General features: G+C 73.8%; 15 protein-coding genes. 13 read left to right on the forward strand and 2 right to left on the reverse strand.

Features of this window, described 5'->3' with window-relative positions; all coding sequences use genetic code 11:
* Positions 1–29 precede the first annotated feature (29 nt).
* The 4 genes from ACSBPG_RS24215 to ACSBPG_RS24230 all read left to right on the forward strand — a co-directional run bounded on the left by ACSBPG_RS24215 (position 30) and on the right by ACSBPG_RS24230 (position 5,108).
* Positions 30–908 carry an NAD(P)-dependent oxidoreductase gene (locus tag ACSBPG_RS24215; RefSeq protein WP_435539800.1) on the forward strand — a complete coding sequence of 293 codons (879 nt, stop codon included), beginning with the start codon at positions 30–32 and terminating at the stop codon, positions 906–908.
* 101 nt (positions 909–1,009) lie between these two features.
* Positions 1,010–1,522 (forward strand): RNA polymerase sigma factor, encoded by a 513-nt coding sequence (locus ACSBPG_RS24220; RefSeq protein ID WP_435539801.1) that lies wholly within the window; start codon positions 1,010–1,012, stop codon positions 1,520–1,522.
* Positions 1,523–1,529: 7 nt separating this feature from the next.
* The gene (locus ACSBPG_RS24225) at positions 1,530–2,507 is read left to right on the forward strand and encodes a FecR family protein (RefSeq protein ID WP_435539802.1); all 978 of its coding nucleotides are present in this window, start codon (positions 1,530–1,532) and stop codon (positions 2,505–2,507) included.
* Between the two features lie 114 nt (positions 2,508–2,621).
* Entirely contained in the window at positions 2,622–5,108 is a 2,487-nt protein-coding gene (locus tag ACSBPG_RS24230; protein WP_435539803.1) for a TonB-dependent siderophore receptor, read from the forward strand.
* 55 nt (positions 5,109–5,163) lie between these two features.
* On the opposite strand, the gene ACSBPG_RS24235 is transcribed toward ACSBPG_RS24230, so the two are convergent.
* Together ACSBPG_RS24235 and ACSBPG_RS24240 are read right to left on the reverse strand one after the other, a co-directional pair.
* A complete protein-coding gene (locus ACSBPG_RS24235; protein ID WP_435539804.1) occupies positions 5,164–6,120 on the reverse strand; it encodes a calcium/sodium antiporter in 957 nt (318 codons plus the stop codon).
* A 139-nt stretch (positions 6,121–6,259) separates the two neighbouring features.
* On the reverse strand, positions 6,260–7,012 hold the full coding sequence (locus ACSBPG_RS24240; RefSeq protein WP_435539805.1) for a sulfite exporter TauE/SafE family protein: 753 nt from the start codon (positions 7,010–7,012) through the stop codon (positions 6,260–6,262).
* A gap of 203 nt (positions 7,013–7,215) precedes the next feature.
* Here ACSBPG_RS24240 and ACSBPG_RS24245 point away from each other — a divergent pair, with 203 nt between their 5' ends.
* The 9 genes from ACSBPG_RS24245 (at position 7,216) to ACSBPG_RS24285 (ending at position 18,633) form a co-directional block, all read left to right on the forward strand.
* Positions 7,216–8,583, forward strand: a complete 1,368-nt coding sequence (locus tag ACSBPG_RS24245; protein ID WP_435539806.1) for an aminotransferase class III-fold pyridoxal phosphate-dependent enzyme — start codon at positions 7,216–7,218, stop codon at positions 8,581–8,583.
* Positions 8,584–8,627: 44 nt separating this feature from the next.
* Positions 8,628–9,641 carry a taurine ABC transporter substrate-binding protein gene (gene tauA / locus ACSBPG_RS24250; RefSeq protein WP_435539807.1) on the forward strand — a complete coding sequence of 338 codons (1,014 nt, stop codon included), beginning with the start codon at positions 8,628–8,630 and terminating at the stop codon, positions 9,639–9,641.
* A 22-nt stretch (positions 9,642–9,663) separates the two neighbouring features.
* Positions 9,664–10,500 carry a taurine ABC transporter ATP-binding protein gene (locus ACSBPG_RS24255; protein WP_435539808.1) on the forward strand — a complete coding sequence of 279 codons (837 nt, stop codon included), beginning with the start codon at positions 9,664–9,666 and terminating at the stop codon, positions 10,498–10,500.
* Positions 10,481–11,389, forward strand: a complete 909-nt coding sequence (locus ACSBPG_RS24260) for an ABC transporter permease subunit (protein WP_435539809.1) — start codon at positions 10,481–10,483, stop codon at positions 11,387–11,389. Before ACSBPG_RS24255 ends, ACSBPG_RS24260 begins: the two co-directional genes overlap by 20 nt.
* A gap of 443 nt (positions 11,390–11,832) precedes the next feature.
* Positions 11,833–13,110, forward strand: a complete 1,278-nt coding sequence (locus tag ACSBPG_RS24265) for a DUF6880 family protein (RefSeq protein WP_435539810.1) — start codon at positions 11,833–11,835, stop codon at positions 13,108–13,110.
* Positions 13,111–13,512: 402 nt separating this feature from the next.
* A complete protein-coding gene (locus tag ACSBPG_RS24270; protein ID WP_435539811.1) occupies positions 13,513–15,096 on the forward strand; it encodes an MFS transporter in 1,584 nt (527 codons plus the stop codon).
* Positions 15,093–16,325, forward strand: coding sequence for an alpha/beta fold hydrolase (locus ACSBPG_RS24275; RefSeq protein ID WP_435539812.1), 1,233 nt, complete (start codon positions 15,093–15,095; stop codon positions 16,323–16,325). The genes ACSBPG_RS24270 and ACSBPG_RS24275 overlap by 4 nt, the downstream gene beginning before the upstream one ends.
* Positions 16,326–16,330: 5 nt before the next feature.
* Positions 16,331–16,960 carry a histidine phosphatase family protein gene (locus tag ACSBPG_RS24280; protein WP_435539813.1) on the forward strand — a complete coding sequence of 210 codons (630 nt, stop codon included), beginning with the start codon at positions 16,331–16,333 and terminating at the stop codon, positions 16,958–16,960.
* Positions 16,957–18,633 carry a methyl-accepting chemotaxis protein gene (locus ACSBPG_RS24285; RefSeq protein WP_435539814.1) on the forward strand — a complete coding sequence of 559 codons (1,677 nt, stop codon included), beginning with the start codon at positions 16,957–16,959 and terminating at the stop codon, positions 18,631–18,633. Before ACSBPG_RS24280 ends, ACSBPG_RS24285 begins: the two co-directional genes overlap by 4 nt.
* Positions 18,634–18,754: the final 121 nt, after the last annotated feature.

An 18,754-nucleotide genomic window follows, 5' to 3' on the forward strand; every position in this document is an offset into this window, starting at 1 on the left:
CCTTACCTCACCTTCAGGAGAGCGCAGAGATGGACGTCGGCTTTATCGGCATCGGCAGCATGGGCGCGGCGATGGCGCCGCACCTGGTCACGGCCGGCCACCGCCTGGCGGTGTGGAACCGCAGCCGGACGGCGGCGGAGGCGCTGCGGAACGTCACGGTCCTGGACGACCCGGCGAAGGCCTTCGACAACGACGCCGTGGTGACCATGCTGTCCGACGACGCGGCGGTGCGCGGCGTGATCCTCGACTCCGGGGCGCTGGCGCGCGCCCGCCCGGGCTGCGTCCACGTCATGATGGCGACGATCTCGCCGGCCCTCGCCGACGAGCTGCACGAGCGCCACCGCGCCGCCGGCCTCGGCTACGTGGCCGCCCCCGTGTTCGGCGTGCCGGCGGTGGCGGCGAAGGCCGAACTGAACATCGTCGTCGCCGGCGACGACGCCGCCGTTGCCACGGTCCAGCCGCTGCTCGACGCCATGGGCAGGGCGACGTGGCGCCTCGGCACGGACCCCAAGCGCGCCAACATCGCCAAGATCGCCGGCAACCTGATGATCGCGCTGGCCATCGAGGCGATGGGCGAGGCGACCGCGCTGACCGAGAGCTACGGCCTGAAGGCGGCCGACTTCCTCGACATCGTCACCAACACGCTGTTCGCCAGCCCGAGCTACCAGCGCTACGGCGGCTTCATCGCCGCCGGCCGCTACGAGCCGGGCTTCACGCTCACCCTCGGCCTCAAGGACGTCACCCTGGCGCTCGACGCCGCCGACGCCAAGCGCGCCGCGCTGCCCGCCGCCGAGGTCGTCCGCGAGACCATGCGCGCGGCGATCGAGCAGGGGTGGGCGGACAGGGACTGGTCGGTCCTGGCCAGGGCCGCCCACCGCCGCGCCGGACTCGACGACGGCGGCGCCTGACGGCCGCCCGGGCGAACCCCGCCGTCGCTATTGCGAATTATTCGCAAGTCGGCTAAGGCTGGCCGCTGCAGGCGGGGCGAACGGCAGGGGGCGCGACGGTGGTGGCTACGCTCGACGTCAACGGGCTGTTCCGGCGGTACCGCGACGACCTCATGCGCTACCTGTGCCGCCGCGTGCCCTGCCGCGAGGACGCCGCCGACCTGGTCCAGGAGTGCTTCATGCGGCTGATGCGCGGGGCGCCGGCGGCCGTGGAGGTCAAGGACGCCGGCGCCTATCTCTTCACCACGGCGGCCCGCCTGGCGATCGACCACCACCGCCACGGCCGGGTCGCCCGGCCGGCCGCCGACGGCGACGCGGTGCTGGCGGGCCTGCCCGCCCCGGCGCCCTCGCCGGAAACCGCCGCCGCCGACCGCGAGGAGCTGGCCCGCGCCATGGCGGCCATCGCGGCGCTGCCGGAACGCACCCGCCGCGCCTTCGAGATGCACCGCCTGGGCGGCCGCACCCAGACCGAGATCGCCCGCGAGCTGGGGGTGTCGGTGACCGTGGTGTGGCGTATGATCCACGACGGCTACGCCGCGCTGCGCCAGGCGCTGAACGAGGCTCCGGAGGCCTGATCCCCCCGTGTCCCACCATCCCGCGACACCGCCGGCCGGCGACGCGCTCTGGCAGGAGGCGATCGAGGCCGTGATCCGCGCCAAGGCGCTGCCGCACCCCGCCGACACCGAGCGGGAGGCGCGGCGCTGGTGCGCCCGCAGCCCGGCCCACGCCGCCGCCTGGGCCGAGGCGGAGCGGGTGTGGCGCGTCGCCGGAGCCCTGCCGCCCAGCCCCGGCGCCGCGCCGCGCGGCCGCCCGGCCCGGCGGCCGGGGCGGCGGGCGGTGCTCGCCGGGGCCGGCGCGCTGGCCGCCGGGGCCGGCGGCCTGCTGCTGGCGCCGCCGGTGCTGCATGGCCTGCGCGGCGACACGGTGACGGGCACCGCCGAACTCCGCGACCTCACCCTCGGCGACGGCAGCCGGGTGACGCTCGGCCCGGACAGCGTGGTGCGGATCGCCCGGGACGGCGGCGGCGGGCGGCTCGACATGCTGGACGGCATGGCCTACGTCGAGGCGCGCACGGACCCCGACCGGCCGCTCACCGCCGGCGCCGGCCGGCTGCGGGTGCAGACGGCCGACGCCGCCTTCGAGCTGCGGCACCAGGACGGCGCGGCGTCGGTGTCGATGATCCGCGGCCACGCCCTGGCCGAGATCGCCGCCGGCACCGACGCCGCCGCGGCCGCCGCCCCGCCGTCGCTCGGCCCCGGCGACTGGCTGGCGGCGGGCGAGGGCGGGGTGCGGCAGGGCCGCACGGTCCCCGACCAGGTCGCCGCCTGGCGCGACGGCATGCTGATGGTCGACCGCCGGCCGATCGCCGCCGTCGCCGGCGAGCTGGAGCGCTGGTACGCCGGCCGCATCCTCGTCCTCGACGCCGACTTCGGCCGCCGCCCGGTCAGCGGCGTCTTCGACCTGCGGCAGCCGGAGGCGGCCCTGCGCGCCGCCGTGCAGCCCTACGGCGGCCGCGTGCGGCGGCTCGCCGGCTGGCTGCTGCTGGTCGACGCGGGCTGAGCGACTTTTTTTGCCGCCGCTGTTGAAACCTGCCCCCCTCGTCCGTCCTGGACCTTGAGAATGCGTCGCACACGCAAACGCGACGCCGGACGATCGGAAGACCAAGGGGGCGGCATGGGGTTCGGACAGGGTGCGGTCGGCGGGGCATCCGCCGGCCGGGTGGTGGTGGCGGCGTGCCTGGGGGCGGTGCTGGCGGGCGGGCTGCTGCCGGCGGCCCGGGCGCAGGACGGGCCGCAGGACGGCCCCGCCGTCGCGACGGCGCGCCGGGTCGGCTTCGACATTCCGGCGGGGCCGCTGGCCGACGTGCTGGCCGCGCTCGGCCGCCAGGCGCGCCTGCAGATCGCCTACGCGCCCGACACCGTCGCCGGCCGGCAGAGCGCCGGCCTGCGCGCCACCGCCACGCCCGAGGAGGCGCTGCGGACGGTGCTGGCCGACACCGGCATCGCCTGGCGCTTCACCGGCCCGGCGTCGGTGACCCTGCTGCGGCCGACCGACGGGGCGATGACCCTCGACCCGGTGACGGTGGAAGGGCAGGGGGGCCCGCGTGGCGGCCGGGGCGCCGCCGACGACTACGTCGCCGGGGCCAGCGCCACCGGCACCAAGACCGACACGCCGCTGCTGGAGATCCCGCAGTCGGTGTCGGTGGTCACCGCCAAGGAACTGGAGCGGCGCGGCGCCGACGACCTCAACGACGCGCTCGCCTACACGCCGGGCGTGCGGGTGGTCGACTATCCCGGCGGCCCCGGGGCGCCCGACGTCTACATGCGCGGCTTCCGCGACAGCGGGCTGTTCAGCCTCTACCGCGACGGCCTGCGCGCCAGCTTCAACCCGTACGACACGACGGTCGAGCCCTACGGCCTGGACCGCATCGACGTGCTGAAGGGACCGTCGTCGGTCCTCTTCGGCCAGGCGACGCCGGGCGGCCTGGTCAACCTCACCACCAAGCGGCCGACCGAGACGCCGCTGCACGAGATCCAGCTCCAGGGCGGTAGCTTCGACCGCCGCCAGGCGGCGGCCGACCTCGGCGGGCCGCTCGACGGCGAGGGGCGCTGGCTGTACCGGCTGACCGCGCTCGGCCGCGATTCCGGGACCCAGATCGACCACGCGCCCGACGACCGCGTCTACGTCGCCCCGGCGCTCACCGTCCGGCCCACCGACCGCACCCGGCTGACGCTGCTGGCCAGCTATCTCGACCTGACCCTGAGCGGCGCCGAGCAGAGCATCCCGATGGTCGGCAGCCTCTACGACAACCCCAAGGGCCGGATCGGCACCGACGTCTATTTCGGCGAGCCCGGCCTGTCCGAGTGGAACGTCCGCAACGAGTCCATCGGCTACGAGGTCGAGCACGCCTTCTCCGACGACTGGAGCGTGCGTCAGAACGCCCGCTACCTGCACACCGACGCCGACTTCCGCTCCGCCTATCCCAACACCTGGCCGGTGTCGCTGGTGGACGGCCGATACTATCCCATCGGCATCCAGGAGCGCCCCAAGGAGACCCGCAGCATCCTGATCGACACCGCCGTCGAGGGCCGGGTCGCCACCGGGCCGGTCGCCCATGCGCTGCTCGCCGGCGTCGATTACGGCACCTACTGGGGCAAGGAATCGCGGCGGAACTCGCTGAACGAGGCCGTCATCGACATCTTCGATCCGGTCTACGGCGTCACCGACTTCGTGTTCGGCGATCCCTGGGTCGACGCCAAGAGCTCCGTCGACCAGGTCGGCGTCTACCTGCAGGACCAGCTCCGCTTCGGGCGCTGGGTGGTGACCCTGGGCGGCCGCCACGACTGGGTGAGGAACGAGGAGACCGACTATCTCGCCGGCACGAAGCAGTCGTCGAGCGACCACGAGTTCACCGGCCGCGCCGGCGTGGTCCACCTGTTCGACAACGGGCTGGCGCCCTACGCCAGCGTCGCCACCTCGTTCCAGCCCACCAGCGGCACCTACGCCCCCGAGCGCGGCGGCGGCATGTTCAAGCCGACCACCGGCACCCAGTACGAGGTCGGCCTGAAATACCAGCCGGCCGGCTGGACCAGCGTCGTCACGGTGTCCCTGTACCACCTGACGCAGCGCAACGTCGTCACCAACGACCCGCTCTACTCCGGCTTCTCCGTGCAGGAGGGCGAGGTGCGCAGCCGCGGCGTCGAGGTGGAGGGCAAGATGGACGTGACGGAGGAGCTGAGCCTGGTCGCCTCCTACGCCTTCACCGACGCGGAGATCACCGAGGACAACCCGGCCGCCGGCTCCGCCGCCAGCAATGTCGGCCTGACGCCGTCCGCGGTGCCGCGCCACACGGCGGCGCTGTGGGCCGACTACACCTTCGCCTCCGGCCCCCTGCGCGGGCTCGGCCTGGGGGCCGGCGTGCGCTACGTCGGCGGCTCCTACAACGCCTCGAACACGGTCAAGGTGTCCGACTACACCCTGTTCGACGCCGCGCTGCGCTACGACCTCGGTGCGCTGCGGCCGGACCTCGCCGGAGCCAGCATCGCCGTCAACGCCACCAACCTGACCGACACGGTGTACGAGACGCCGGGCTTCTACGAGGACACCGTGTTCTACGGCAACCGCCGCCAGATCCTCGCCACCCTGACCTACCGGTGGTGAGGGGGCCCGGTGGTGAGGGGGCCGGGCCGTCGCGCGGGCCGGAGCGCAGGCGTCGTCAGGCGATGCCGAGCGTCGCCCGGGCGCCGGGTGACACCTGCACCGCGACGTAGGCGAGGTAGGCGGCCAGGAAGGCCGCCCCCTCCCAGCGCGAGATGCGCCAGCCGGTGACGGCGAAGCCGACCAGCAGCAGGGCCGCCGCCAGCATCGCCCAGATGTCGAAGCCGGCGATCTCGGGCGGCACCGGGATCGGGCTCACCGCCGCGGTCACGCCGAGGATGCCGAGGATGTTGAAGATGTTGGAGCCGACGATGTTGCCGAAGGCGACGTCGCTCTGGCGGCGCAGCGCCGCCATGACGGAGGTCGCCAGCTCCGGCAGCGAGGTGCCCACCGCCACCAGGGTCAGGCCGATCACCGTCTCCGACACGCCGGCGGCGCGGGCCAGCACCATGGCGGCGCCCACCAGCAGGTCGGCGCCGAAGACCACCGCGGCGATGCCGGCGAGGGCGATGGCGCCGCCCAGCCAGACCGGCATGCCGGCGGCCGGCGCGTCGCCCGGCACGCCGGCGTCGGGCCGGCGCTCGCTGCGGTAGGTGTGAACGGTGTAGGCGAACAGCAGCACGAGGAAGAGCAGGCCGACCCAGCGGTCGACGACGCCCAGCAGCGCCACCGGCAGCAGCAGCATCGAGGCGCCCATCAGCACCGTGCCGTCGCGCCGGAACGCGTCCTTCGACGTCGCCATCGGCAGCAGCAGCGCCGCCATGCCGAGGATCAGCAGCACGTTGGCGATGTTGGAGCCGACCACGTTGCCGATGGCGATCCCCGGCGCCCCCAGCTGGGCGGCCCGCAGGCTGGTCACCAGCTCCGGCGTCGATGTCCCGAAGCCCACCAGGGTCAGGCCGATCAGCAGCGGCGAGACCCCCAGACGCGTCGCCACGCCGACGCTCCCCTTCACCAGGGCCTCGCCGCCCACCAGAAGCAGCACGAGGCCGGCCACGAGCTCGACGACGGTCACGCATCCCCTCCGCACGCAGTTTTCACGGCGCTATACGTAGGGGCGCCGTGATGCGGCGCAATGGGGCCACCGAGCGAAAGGGGGTGGGCGAAAGGGGGCGGGCGAACGGCGTCGGGCGAACGGCGTCGGGCGAACGGCGTCAGGCGAAGGACCGCCAGGCGAAGGACAGGCCGATGAGGATGAGGACGCCGGCGACCAGCTTGCGGAACCGCTCCTGGTCGATGCGGCGGCGCAGCCAGGTGCCGGCCGCCATGCCGGCGGCGGCCGGCGGCAGCGAGAGGGCCGAGGCGGCCAGCAGCGGCGCGTCGAGCACCCGGCTGGCGGCCAGCGCCACCAGCAGGCCCAGCATGCCGCTGAGGTAGAGCAGCGCCACGGCGGCGACGAACACGTCCTTCGTCAGCTTCAGGCTGAGCAGGTAGATGGCGATCGGCGGCCCGAAGAACGACGACAGGCCGCCCAGCCCGCCGGCGATGCAGCCCACCAGCGGCCCCGCCCAGCGCTCGGCCCGCGCCGGGACGGTCGGCACCACCTCCACCAGGATCGGCAGGGCGGCCAGGATCACCGCCACCCCCAGCACCGGGTTCAGCACGGCGGGATCGAGCGCCACCATGGCCCGTCCGGTCACCAGGATGGTCGCCACCAGCGCCGCCATCAGCGGCCAGAAGCGCCGCACCACCTGGCGCGCGTGCCCGCCCTGGAGCGACTGCCAGACGTTGGTGACGATCACCGGCACGACGATCAGCCCGACCGCCTGGTGCACCGGCATGACCAGCGCCATCACCGGCACCGACACCAGCGGCAGGCCGATGCCGAGCGCCCCCTTGACGAAGCCGCCGAGCGCCACCGCGACGGCGGCCAGCGCCAAGGTCGGCAACAGGGCGGCAGGGTCCATGGGTGAGCTCCGGCGGTTCGCGGGCCCCAGCTTGGCACGGCGCGTCCGCCGCCCGCCATCGGAATCCGGACTCCCGCCGCTCGGATTCCGAGACGCGGACGGCACGGATCCGACTTTGGACCCATGCTTTTCCCCGAACTGGATCTACCCGCCGCCGCCGCCTCCGTCACACTGGCCGGAACATGGAGGGGAGGTTACGACCCATGCCGTCCACCACGACCCTTGCCGGCCCCGCGACCAGGGCCGCCCAGCGCCCCGCCGCCGACGGGGTTTCCCTCGACCAGCACTGGATGCCCTTCACCGCCAACCGCGACTTCAAGCGCGACCCGAAGATGGTCGTGCGGGCCGAAGGGGTCCACTATTACGACCCCGCCGGGCGGCCGGTCCTCGACGGCTGCTCCGGCCTGTTCACCACGCCGGCCGGACACGGCCGCCGCGAGATCGCCGACGCCGTGCACCGCCAGCTCCTCGAGCTGGACTACACCTCCAGCTTCACCCGCGGCCATCCCGGCGCCTTCGCGCTGGCGGAGCGGCTGAGCCGGCTGCTGCCGCGCGGGCTCGACCGCGTGTTCTTCGTCAATTCCGGGTCGGAGGCGGTGGACACCGCCATGAAGATCGCGCTGGCCTACCACCGCGCCAGCGGCCAGGGGCAGCGCACCCTGTTCGTGTCGCGCGAGCGCGCCTACCACGGCGTCAATTTCGGCGGCGTGGCGCTCAGCGGCATGGTGCGCAACCGCCAGACCTTCGGCTTCGGCCTGCCGGCCGCCGTCCACATGCGCCACACCTGGCTGCCCGAGACCCGCTTCGTCAAGGGCATGCCGCCGGTCGGGGCGGAGCTCGCCGAGGACCTGCAGCGCGCCGTGGCGCTCTACGGCGCCGACACCATCGCCGCCTGCGTGGTCGAGCCGATCGCCGGCTCGACCGGCGTGCTGGTGCCGCCGCGCGGCTACCTGGAGCGGCTGCGCGAGATCTGCGACGCCCACGGCATCCTCCTGGTGTTCGACGAGGTGATCTGCGGCTTCGGGCGCACCGGCAAGCCGTTCGCCGCCGACAGCTTCGGCGTGGTGCCGGACGTCATCACCATGGCCAAGGCGATCACCAACGGCGCCCAGCCCATGGGGGCGGTGGCGGTGCGCCGCGCCATCCACGACACCATCGTCGAGGCGGCGGCGGACGACGGCGTGGAGTTCTTCCACGGCTACACCTGGTCGGCCCACCCCGCGGCCTGCGCGGCGTCGCTGGCGGCGCTCGATCTCTACGAGCGGGGCGGCCTGTTCGAGCAGGGCGCGCGCCTGTCGCCGGCGTTCCTGGAGATGCTGTTCGGCCTGGGGGACCTGCCGCTCGTCACCGACATCCGCGGCTACGGCCTGCTGGGCGGCATCGACCTCGCGGTCAAGGACGGCAAGCCTGGCCTGCGCGGCCACCGCGTCCAGAAGGCGCTGTTCGACGCCGGCCTGCACGTCAAGGCGACCGGCGACTGCCTGATCCTCGCCCCGGCCTTCGTCATGACCGAGGCGGAGGTCGAACGGATGGGGACCCTGCTGCGCCGGGTGCTGGGGGAGGCGTCCTGACGCGGCACGGAAGAGCACACGTCACCAACCAGGGAGAACGAGACATGCGGCGGTTCTTCAGCGGTGTTGCGGCGGGCCTGGTCCTCGCCATGGTGTCGGCCACCGGAGCCCGGGCGGCGGACAAGGAGGTCACCATCGCCTACCAGGACATGGTCGTTCCCTGGCGCGTCGCCATGGCCGACAAGCTCCTGGAGAAGGCGACGGGCTGGACCATCAACTGGCGGCAGTTCGGCGGCGGCGGCGACGTCATCAAGGCCATGGCGTCGGGCGACGTGCAGATCGGCGAGGCGGGGTCGAGCCCGGTCGCCGCGGCGCTGAGCCAGGGCCTGCCGCTGGAGCTGTTCTGGATCCTCGACGACATCGGTGCGGCCGAGGCGCTGATCGTGCGCAACGGCGCCGGCATCAAGACGCCGCAGGACCTCAAGGGCAAGAAGGTCGCCACCCCGTTCGTCTCGACCAGCCACTACCACCTGATGTTCGCCCTGGACCAGTTCGGCTTCAAGCCGGGCGACGTCCAGGTGCTCAACCTGCGCCCGGCCGAGATCGCCGCCGCCTGGCAGCGCGGCGACATCGACGGCGCCTTCATCTGGAACCCGGTGCTGGCCCAGGCCAAGCAGGACGGCACGGTGCTGGTCACCTCGGGCGACCTCAGCGACAAGGGCCGGCCGACCTTCGACGGCATCGTCGTGCAGAAGGACTTCGCCAAGGAGAACCCGGAGTTCATGAAGGCCTTCGTCAAGACGATCGCCGCCATCGACGAGCGCTACCGCTCCGAGAAGGACAAGTGGACGCCGGACTCCAAGGAGGTCGCCGCCATCGCCAAGCTGACCGGCATGAAGCCGGAGGACGTGCCCGACACGCTGGCCCTCTACCGCTTCGTCCCGGCCTCGGTCCAGGCCTCCGAGCGCTGGCTGGGCGGCGGCAAGGGCGGCGGGGCGGCCAAGGCGCTGGCCGACACCTCGGCCTTCCTCAAGGAGCAGAAGCGGCTGACCCAGCTCCTGCCGGACTACGGCGCCGGGGTGAACCCCGCCTTCGCCGAAGAGGCGGCCAAGCCGTAGGACCAGCAGAGGAGGGGCGCGCATGCTCCGCGCAAACGGAATCGCCGACGTCGCCGGCCCGCCGCCGGACGCGCGTCCCGCCGCCCCCGTCGGGCTCGACATCCGCGACCTCTCGGTCAGCTTCTCGCTCGGCAAGGGGCAGACGGTGCGGGCTCTCGACCACGTCAACCTGTCCATCGCCGAGGGCGACTTCGTGGTGGCGCTGGGGGCCTCGGGCTGCGGCAAGACGACCCTGCTCAACTGCCTCGCCGGCTTCCTCAGGCCGACCGAGGGGGAGATCCTGCTGCACGGGGAACGGGTCGCCGGGCCCGGCCGCGACCGCGGCGTGGTGTTCCAGAAGCACGCCCTGATGCCCTGGCTGAACGTCCTCGACAACACCGCCTTCGGCCTGCGGATGGCGGGGGTCGACAAGCGCACCCGCCACGCCGTGGCCATGGAGAAGCTGCGGCTGGTCGGGCTCGAGGCGTTCGCCCGGGCGCCGGTCTGGCGCCTGTCGGGGGGCATGCAGCAGCGCGTCGGCCTCGCCCGCGTGCTCGCCAACGACCCCGACATCATGCTGATGGACGAGCCGCTCGGGGCGCTCGACGCCTTCACCCGCGAGGCCATGCAGGAGCAGATCCTGCAGGTGTGGCACGCCACCGGCAAGATGGCCTTCTTCATCACCCACGAGGTGGAGGAGGCGCTGTTCATGGCGACCCGCCTGATCGTCATGTCGCCGCGGCCGGGCCGCATCGTCCACGAGTACGAGCCGCCCTTCAGCCGCCGCTACGTCGACGGCGCCGGCGCGCGCGCCATCAAGTCCTCGCCCGACTTCATCCGCCTGCGGGAGGATATCCTCGATGTCATCCACCGGCAGTGACGCCGCCGTCCCCGCCGCCACGCCCGGCGCGGCGTCCGGCGGGGCGCCCGCTGCGGCGCCCCGCCGCCGCCCGCCGCTGCGCCGCCTGCTCGGGCTGGAGCGGTCGGAGGAGATCGTCGCCGGCGACGGCGGCACGCTGCCGATCAGCCTGGTCTCCACCGTGCTGATCCTCGGCGCCTGGTGGATCGCCTCCCACCTCGCCTGGGTGCCGCCGATCTTCCTGCCGACGCCGGAGGCGGTGGTGCAGCGCTTCCTGGAGACGCTGAACGAGCCCTACGGCGAGACCACGCTGATCGGCCACACCCTGTGGAGCCTGGTCCGGGTGTTCAGCGCCTTCGCGCTGGCCTGCGCCACCGCCATCCCCGTCGGCATCGCCATGGGCATCAGCCGCGTCGTGCGCGGCCTGTTCGACCCGCCCATCGAGTTCTACCGGCCGCTGCCGCCGCTGGCCTATCTGCCGCTGATCGTCATCTGGTTCGGCATCGGCGAGCTGTCGAAGATCATCCTGATCTACCTCGCCATCTTCGCCCCGCTGGCGCTCAGCGCCCGGGCCGGCGTGCGCTCGGTGGCGGCGGAGCAGCTGCACGCGGCGCGCTCCCTGGGGGCGTCGCGCCGCCAGGCCATCCTCTTCGTCGTCCTGCCGGCGGCGCTGCCGGAGATCCTCACCGGCATGCGCATCGGCATGGGCTTCGGCTGGACCACCCTGGTGGCGGCGGAGATGGTGGCCGCCACCCAGGGCCTCGGCCAGATGGTGCTGAACGCGTCGAGCTTCCTGGTGACCGACGTGGTCATCATGGGCATCGTCGTCATCGGCGTCATCGCCCTGCTGATCGACTGCACCATGCGCTGGCTGGAACGCCGCCTGGTGCCCTGGAAGGGGCGGGTGTAGGGGGGAGGCTCGGCGCTCGAGGATTCGTCGACCTCCCCGCTTGGGCTTGCGGGGTCACACGTTCTGGCGCACGCCCCTCGAGCCGCTGAGCCGGCGAGGGAAAAAACCTATTCGAAAGGGGATTGGCGGGCTCACGCATCGCCCTGGGGGCGAGCCGCTTTGCCCCTCCCCCGGCTCCGCCGGGGGAGGGTCGGTGAAGGATCGGTGACGGGGGCCCGCGACGACCGAACCTACGGCACAAGCGTGCGCCTCCCATCCCGACGCCCTCGCCGGAGCGGAGGCCCATGAAGGCGCCGCCGCCCGCTCCGCCGCGTCCACGGTTGTGCAGAGCCGGAGGTTTTGCGAGCGTTGATCTTCGTTGCCGGCTCTGGCAAAACCAGGCATCCGCCCTCGCCGCCCACCGGCGCCCGGCCGCGCGGACCAGGAGTTGCACGGACAGCCCCATGACCGACCAGGACGAAGCCGCCCTCGCCAGCCACGACATCGCCGCGCGCCGCCTGGACGACGCCCTCGCCGCCGTCGCCGCGGACCACCGCCGCCACGACGGTCCGGACGCCGCCGGCCTGGCGCGCGCGCTCGACCGGCTGCGCCGCGCCATCCTCGGCGACCTGATGCCGCAGGCGCCGCGGCTGGCCGCCGAGCGGCTCGACCGGCTGCTGCGGCTCGACCGCGCCGTCTTCGCGCGCTGCGACGACACCGACGGGCTGGTGGCCGACGTCTTCCGCCAAGCGCTCGCCGACTGCGGGCGGACGTGGCTGGCGGTCCCGGGATGCCACCCGCACCGGCTCGCCGAACGCGTCTTCGACCTGTTCGCCGAGAACGACCACGGCGTGCGCGACGACCTCGTGCCGGCCTTCCGCGACGCCCTGGGGCCCGCCGGCCTCGACGCGCTGGAAGGCCTGATCCGCCACCGTCTCGGGGCGGTCCCGGGCGATCCCGCCGGCGCCTGCGAGGCGGAGCTCGTCCGCGCCCTGACCGAGATCGCCGACGCCCGCGGCGATCTCGACGGCTTCATCACCCTGCACGCGCAGGCCGGCACCGAGGACGGCGCCGTCCGGGACATCTGCGAGCGGTTGATGGCCGCCGGCCGGCTCGAGGAGGCGCTGGAGCGGGTCAGCCGCGCCGACGCCCCGGCGTGGCGGCGCGACGAGCTGGACCGGCTGCGGATCGCCGTGCTCGACCGGCTCGGCCGCCGGGACGAGGCGCAGGCGCTGCGCCGCGCCCTGTTCGCCCGCACCCTGTCGCCGACCCTGCTCGACGCCATCCTGGCCCGGCTGCCCGAGCCGGAGCGGGCGGCGGCGGTGGCCGAGGCCGTCGCGGCGGCGCGCCGCCACGCCGACATCCACCGCGCCCTCGAGCTGCTGGCCGGCCTCGACCTCGACGCCGCCGCGTCCCTGCTGCGCCAGCGGGTGCACGACGTCAATCCCCGCCTCTACCGGATGCTGCGGCCGCTGGCCGAGCGGCTGGCGGCGCGCCAGCCGCTGGCCGCCGTGCTGCTCCACCGGCGCCTCGCCGACGGCGTCCTCGACGCCGCCGACGGCGCGGCCTACGGGTTCGCCGTCGCCGACCTCGAAGCGGCCGACCGCCTGTCGGCGCGGGTGACGGACTGGGACGGTCATCCGCCGGCCGATGTCCACCGTCGCGACATCGCCGCCCGCCACCGCCAGAAGCGCGCCTTCTGGGAGCGCATGCGCGCGGCCGGGCTGGACTGGAGCGCCTGAGCGCGGACGACCGCCGCCACCGGGCAGAGCGACGCGCGAGGCCGGCACCACGCCCCGCGCCGGCGGTTGCAGAGTCGCGAGAACTTCATGTTCCAACCATTCACTCATAATTGATTAACGCACGAACAAATCACTTCATACTAGCGTATGTTTTTTGCAGAACGCACCTGTGATAAGCGTTCTGCGACGGTTTACCGAATCTTTGGAATTATAACCTTAGTGTGGCTCTCGTAATGCCTGTGACAGGCGCACGAATGGAGCCGGTTTGTGCCCGCTTTTCCACCATCACGGGCGTGCGTGACCCTTGCGGTCCTGGTGACGATCGGAACCGGTCTGGTCGCCTTTCTTGACTATGCGAAGTTTGTCGCGATTTTTATCCAAACCGGTGGCGATCCGGCCGCGTTGGAGTCCGTCCGCCTGCAACTGACGGTGTCGTTCGCGCTGGTCGCCGGCGGCGCCGCCCTCTTGGCCTGCGCCGCGCCGGCCGTGCTGGACGCGGCCGACCGCACGCCGCTGCGGCGCCTGGGCCTGGCGACCGCCGCCGCCGGAGCGTTCACCGTCGCGGCGCTGGCCGTCTTCGCGGCCGTCCCGGGCGCCACGGTTGGCCGGGAAACGGCCTACGACGCCGTCGTGGTGCTGCTGGTGTCGATGCTTGCCCTGTTCGAGGCGCTGCGCCTGCGCGGGCCCGGAGCGCCGGTCCGGCCGGCGGTGGTGCCGGGCGGCGGGGCGGCGGGCGGCGGGGCGGCGGATGGCGGCCTCGCCGGCGTCCGCGTCACCCTGTTCCTTTTCATGTTGGCGGAGGAGCTGTCGCGCTCCTTCCTGCCGCTCTATGTGCGGGAGCTTTACACGCCCGTCGCCGGCCTTTCGGAGACGCTGGTGATGGGGCTGCCGATCGCGCTGTTCATGCTGCTGGTGGCCGTCTTCACGCCGTTCGCCGGCGCCTGGGCCGACCGCTTCGGCTGCCGGCGCACCCTGCTGCTGGGCGCCCTGCCGGCGGTCGCCGGCTTCCTCGGCACCGCGCTCGCCCAGTCGCTGGCCGAGCTGCTGCTGTGGCGCGGCGCGTGCGCGCTCGGCTACGCCGTCATGTTCATCGGCGCCCAGGGCTTCGTCGCCCGCCACAGCGGGCGTGGCGAGCGGGCGCGCGGCATGGCGCAGTTCGTCGCCGCGGTGATCGTCGCCGGCCTGTGCGGCGCCGCCATGGGCGGCATCCTCGCCGACCACCTCGGCTTCCGCGCCACCTTCGCGGTTTCGGCGCTGCTGGCGCTCGCGGCGGCCGGTGCCGCCGCCCTGTTGCTGCCGCCGGAGGCGCCGGATCGCGGCGAAGCGCCGGCGGGCGGCCTGCGCCACGGTGCCGCGGTGCTGGCCAATCCGCGCTTCCTGGCGCTGCTGCTGTTCTCCTCGGTGCCGACCAAGCTGATGCTGACCGGCTCCCTCTTCTATCTCGTGCCGGTCGCCCTGCACGCGCTCGGCGAGACCCCGGCCGCCATCGGCCGGACCATGATGTGCTACGGGCTGCTCATCGTCGTCCTCGGGCCGGCGGTGTCCCGCGCCGCCGACCGCGGCGGCCGGCACGCCCTGTTCGCCGGGGCCGGCGGGCTGATCGCCGGGGCCGGCGCCCTGGCCGTGCTCGTCGCCCCGGGGGTGCCGGCGGTCCTGCTGGGGGTGGCGGCGCTGGGGGTGGGGCACGCCCTCAACAACGCCACCCAGCTCGCGCTGGTGCCCGAGGTGTGCCGGGCGGAGTGCGCGCGCCTCGGCAGCACCACGGTGTTCGCCGTCTACCGCCTGCTGGAGCGCGGCGGCTCGGTGCTCGGCCCGCTGCTCGCCGCCGCCGTCGCCGACCGCTTCGGACCCCAGGCCGCGCTGGCGGCGCTGGGCGGCGTCGGCCTCGCCGCCGGGGCGGCGTTCTGCGCCGTCTTCGTCCTCACCGTGCCGCCGGCCGCCCCGGCCGTCGTCGGCGCCGGTGCCGGCGGGGAGGGCGCGCCGTGACCGCCGCCGCCCGCCCCCGCGCCGCCATCGCCCCGGCGCGCCGCCGCCGTTCCACCGACGAAACGAGGAAGCCGATGTTCGACCAGAGCCTCGTCGATCCCGTCGCAGCGGAACCGACGCCACTCGCCGCCGTCCGCCTCCACGACGGCGCCGCCGGCGAGCCCCAGCGCTCGCTGCTGGCCATGCTGCAGGCGCTCGGCATCGCCTCGGGCGACGCCATGACGTGGAAGGACTACGACAAGGTCATGCGGGTGATCGAGCCGCTGATCGGCGCCGGCCACGTGCTGCGGCACTTCGAATACACCCATCCCGCCGCCCTGCAGACCGGCACGGTGGAGCGGCTGCGCGCCGACTACACCATCCGCCTCGCCTACACGGAGTGGGGCAATCCGCTGCGTCCCACCCTGCTGTGCCTGGGCGGCATCGCCAACGCGGCGCGGCGCTTCGACTATCTCGCCCGCACCCTGGCGCGCGACCACCACGTCCTGTGCCTGGACTGGGCCGGCCGCGGCCGCAGCGGCTGGCTGGCCGAGCAGTCCGACTACTGCTTCGAGAGCACGGTCGCCCAGGTGATGGCGCTGATCCGCCACAAGCGGCTCGGCCGGGTGACGCTGGTCGGGTCGTCGCTGGGCGGCTGCGTCGCCATGCGCGTCGCCGCGCAGGCGCCCGACGTCGTCGACCGCCTGATCCTCAACGACGTCGGCCCCTTCATCCCGGAGGAGCGGCGGCGGCGGCGGGCGGAGTCGGTGGCCCGCCACTACGTCTTCCGCCGCCCGGCCCAGCTCTTCCACCGCATGGGCGCCGCCCAGAAGAACGACGGGCCGGTGGACGACACGGTGCTGCTGCACAACAGCTTCCACCAGACGCGCTGGTCGGAGGAGAACGGCGGACGCGTCTACCGCCACGACATCCGCGCCCTGCAGAGCTACCGCGACGGTGCCGCCCGCGACCACGACCAATGGGACGACTGGGCGCGCGTCGACTGCCCGGTCCTGGTGGTGCGCGGGATGATGACCGACGCGCTCCTGGAATCGACGGCCGAGCGGATGCTCGCCAAGCCGCGGGTGAGCCTGATCCAGGTGCCGCTGGTGGGCCACACGCCGACCCTCAGCGACCCCCTGCACATCGACGCGCTGCGGCGGTGGCTGCAGGCGCCCGACGCCTTTCCCCGGGACAGCACGGTGGCCTGGACCCCCGGGCCCGACCGCGTCCTGTTCCGCGGGCGGTGACGGCCATGGCGGAGGGCATCGGCGGCGGCTTCCACCTCGTGCGGCACGGCGAGACGCCGGACAACGTGCTGGGCGTGCGCTGCGGCGGCGACCGCGACGTGCCGCTGACCGCGCGCGGCGTCGCCGACGCCCGCGCCGCGGCGGCGCGCTTCGCCGCCTCGGGCCGGCCCTGCGGCGTGGTCATCGCCGGTCCGCTGCAGCGGACGGCGGTGACCGGGGCGCTGTTCGCCGAGGCGCTGGGCGTGCCCCTGCAGGAGGCGGCGTGGCTGCGCGAACGCCGCCTCGGCGCGTGGAACGGCCTGGGCGTCGCCGAGACGCGGCCGTGGCTCGCCGCGGGGCTGGCACCGCCCGGCGGCGAGGACGAGGAGACCTTCGCCGCCCGCGTCCTGGCCGGCATCGCCGGGCTGGAGGACCGGCTGGCGCAATGGCCGCTGCTGGTCGCCAGCAAGGGGATCGGCCGGGTGCTGCTGCACCGGCTGGCCGGAATGCCGGGCGTCGAGCTGGAGAACTGCGCGGTCGTCGGCTTCGCGCGCGCCGCCGCCGCGGACGGCGCGCCGTGGCGCTGCGACCGCAGGAACGGATCATGGGAACCGCACCCCGACGGTGCGCGACAGACGAGGAGCATGGAGCGATGAAGCTCAAGATCGGAATGCGACTGCTGCTGCTGGTGTTCGGCGTTGCGCTGCTGAGCGCCGTCTCGGTCACCGCCATCAACCTGTCGGGGCTGCACGCCAACCTGACGGAGCAGCGCAAGGCCAAGGTCCAGGACATGGTCGAGGCCGCCGCCTCGGTGATCGCCCAGTACGGCGCGCAGGAGCAGAAGGGCACGATGACCCGCGAGGCGGCGCAGACCGCCGCCCGCAACGCCGTGCGCGCCATGCGCTACAGCGGCAGCGAATACTTCTTCGTCTACGACTACAAGGGCGTCAACCTCGTCCACGGCCTGCGCCCGCAGGTGGAGGGCAAGGACCTGCTGAACCTCAAGGATCCCGACGGCGTTCCCTTCAACGTGCAGATGATCGAGGCGGCCAAGGCCGGCGGCGGCTTCGTCGCCTACCGCCACAAGCGCTCCGACGACGCCGAGCCGTCGCCGAAGATCGCCTACGCCACCGGCTACCAGCCCTGGCAGTGGATGATCGGCACCGGCGTCTACACCGACGACATCGACGCCGCCTTCCGCGAGCGGGCGCTCCGCGAGCTGCTGCTCATGTTCGTCCTGCTGGGCGTCAGCGTCGCCGTCGGCCTGTGGGTCGCCCGCGGCCTGTCCCGCCCCCTGGAATCGATCCGCGACGTGCTGGGCCGGATCGCCGGCGGCGAGCTCGCCGTGCAGGTGCCGCACGTCGGCCGCTCCGACGAGATCGGCGACATCGCCCGCACCGTCGCCGGTCTTGTGACCACCCTGTCGTCCGCCCGCGAGACGGCGCAGCGGCTGGACGAGGAGCGCGCCGCGCGCGACCAGCAGCGCGAGCAGCTCTCGGCCCGCGCCGCCCGCTTCGTGCGCGCCATGGACGAGGTGGTGGCGAGCCTGAGCGAAGCGGCCACCTCCCTGCACGAGCGGTCGGCCGTCCTCGCCGCCGACTCCGCCAGCGCCGCCGGCCAGGCCCAGGCCGCCGCCGGCGCCGCCTCGGGCGCCTCGGAGAGCGTGGAATCCGCCGCCCGCGCCAGCGAAGAGCTGCGCAGCTCGATCGCCGCCATCAGCCGCCAGGTCGAGGGGGCGGCGCAGACCGCCAGCCGCGCCGTCACCGAGACCGCCAACACCACCGGCATCGTCTCCGGCCTGGCGTCGGCGGCCGAGCAGATCGGTGCCGTCGTCAACCTGATCAACGACATCGCCTCGCAGACCAACCTGCTGGCGCTGAACGCCACCATCGAGGCGGCGCGCGCCGGCGAGGCCGGCAAGGGCTTCGCCGTCGTCGCCGCGGAGGTCAAGAGCCTGGCCAACCAGACGGCCAAGGCGACCGAGGACATCCAGAACCAGGTGGGCGCCATCCGCGTCGCCACCGGCAACGCCATCGGCGCCATCGAGGGCATCGCCGCCCTGATCAAGGACCTCAGCGGCCTCAACGGCGCCGTCGCGGCGGCGGTGCAGCAGCAGGAGGCGGCGTCGCACGAGATCTTCGCCAACGCCCGCACGGCGGCCGACAACTCCCTGCAGGTGACCAGCAGCGTGGAATCCCTGTCGACCACGGTGACCACCACCGGCGACCGCATGCGCGAGGTGACCAGCGGGGCGGAGAGCGTGTCCAGCCAGTCCGACCGCCTGCGCGAGGAGGTCCGCCGCTTCGTCGCCGAGGTCAACGCCGCCTGAGGCCCGGTCGCCCCGGGGCCCTCACACGCCCTCTCCCGGGGCCGGTGGATCCGCACGTCGATTTCCTCCCCCGGCAGGGCCGGGGGAGGGAAAGGCACGCGGACGAAAGGGGTGTATCCGC

Origin of the sequence: Azospirillum sp. ST 5-10 (assembly GCF_051225715.1) — a bacterium.
GTDB lineage: Bacteria > Pseudomonadota > Alphaproteobacteria > Azospirillales > Azospirillaceae > Azospirillum.

Bases quoted from the DNA above. Each gene is read 5' to 3' on its own strand.
- ACSBPG_RS24280 (WP_435539813.1), top strand. From the start codon at position 16,331: ATGGCGGAGGGCATCGGCGGCGGCTTCCACCTCGTGCGGCACGGCGAG.
- ACSBPG_RS24230 (WP_435539803.1), top strand. From the start codon at position 2,622: ATGGGGTTCGGACAGGGTGCGGTCGGCGGGGCATCCGCCGGCCGGGTG.
- ACSBPG_RS24245 (WP_435539806.1), top strand. From the start codon at position 7,216: ATGCCGTCCACCACGACCCTTGCCGGCCCCGCGACCAGGGCCGCCCAG.
- ACSBPG_RS24215 (WP_435539800.1), top strand. From the start codon at position 30: ATGGACGTCGGCTTTATCGGCATCGGCAGCATGGGCGCGGCGATGGCG.
- ACSBPG_RS24260 (WP_435539809.1), top strand. From the start codon at position 10,481: ATGTCATCCACCGGCAGTGACGCCGCCGTCCCCGCCGCCACGCCCGGC.
- ACSBPG_RS24265 (WP_435539810.1), top strand. From the start codon at position 11,833: ATGACCGACCAGGACGAAGCCGCCCTCGCCAGCCACGACATCGCCGCG.
- tauA (WP_435539807.1), top strand. From the start codon at position 8,628: ATGCGGCGGTTCTTCAGCGGTGTTGCGGCGGGCCTGGTCCTCGCCATG.
- ACSBPG_RS24285 (WP_435539814.1), top strand. From the start codon at position 16,957: ATGAAGCTCAAGATCGGAATGCGACTGCTGCTGCTGGTGTTCGGCGTT.
- ACSBPG_RS24240 (WP_435539805.1), bottom strand. From the start codon at position 7,012: ATGGACCCTGCCGCCCTGTTGCCGACCTTGGCGCTGGCCGCCGTCGCG.
- ACSBPG_RS24255 (WP_435539808.1), top strand. From the start codon at position 9,664: ATGCTCCGCGCAAACGGAATCGCCGACGTCGCCGGCCCGCCGCCGGAC.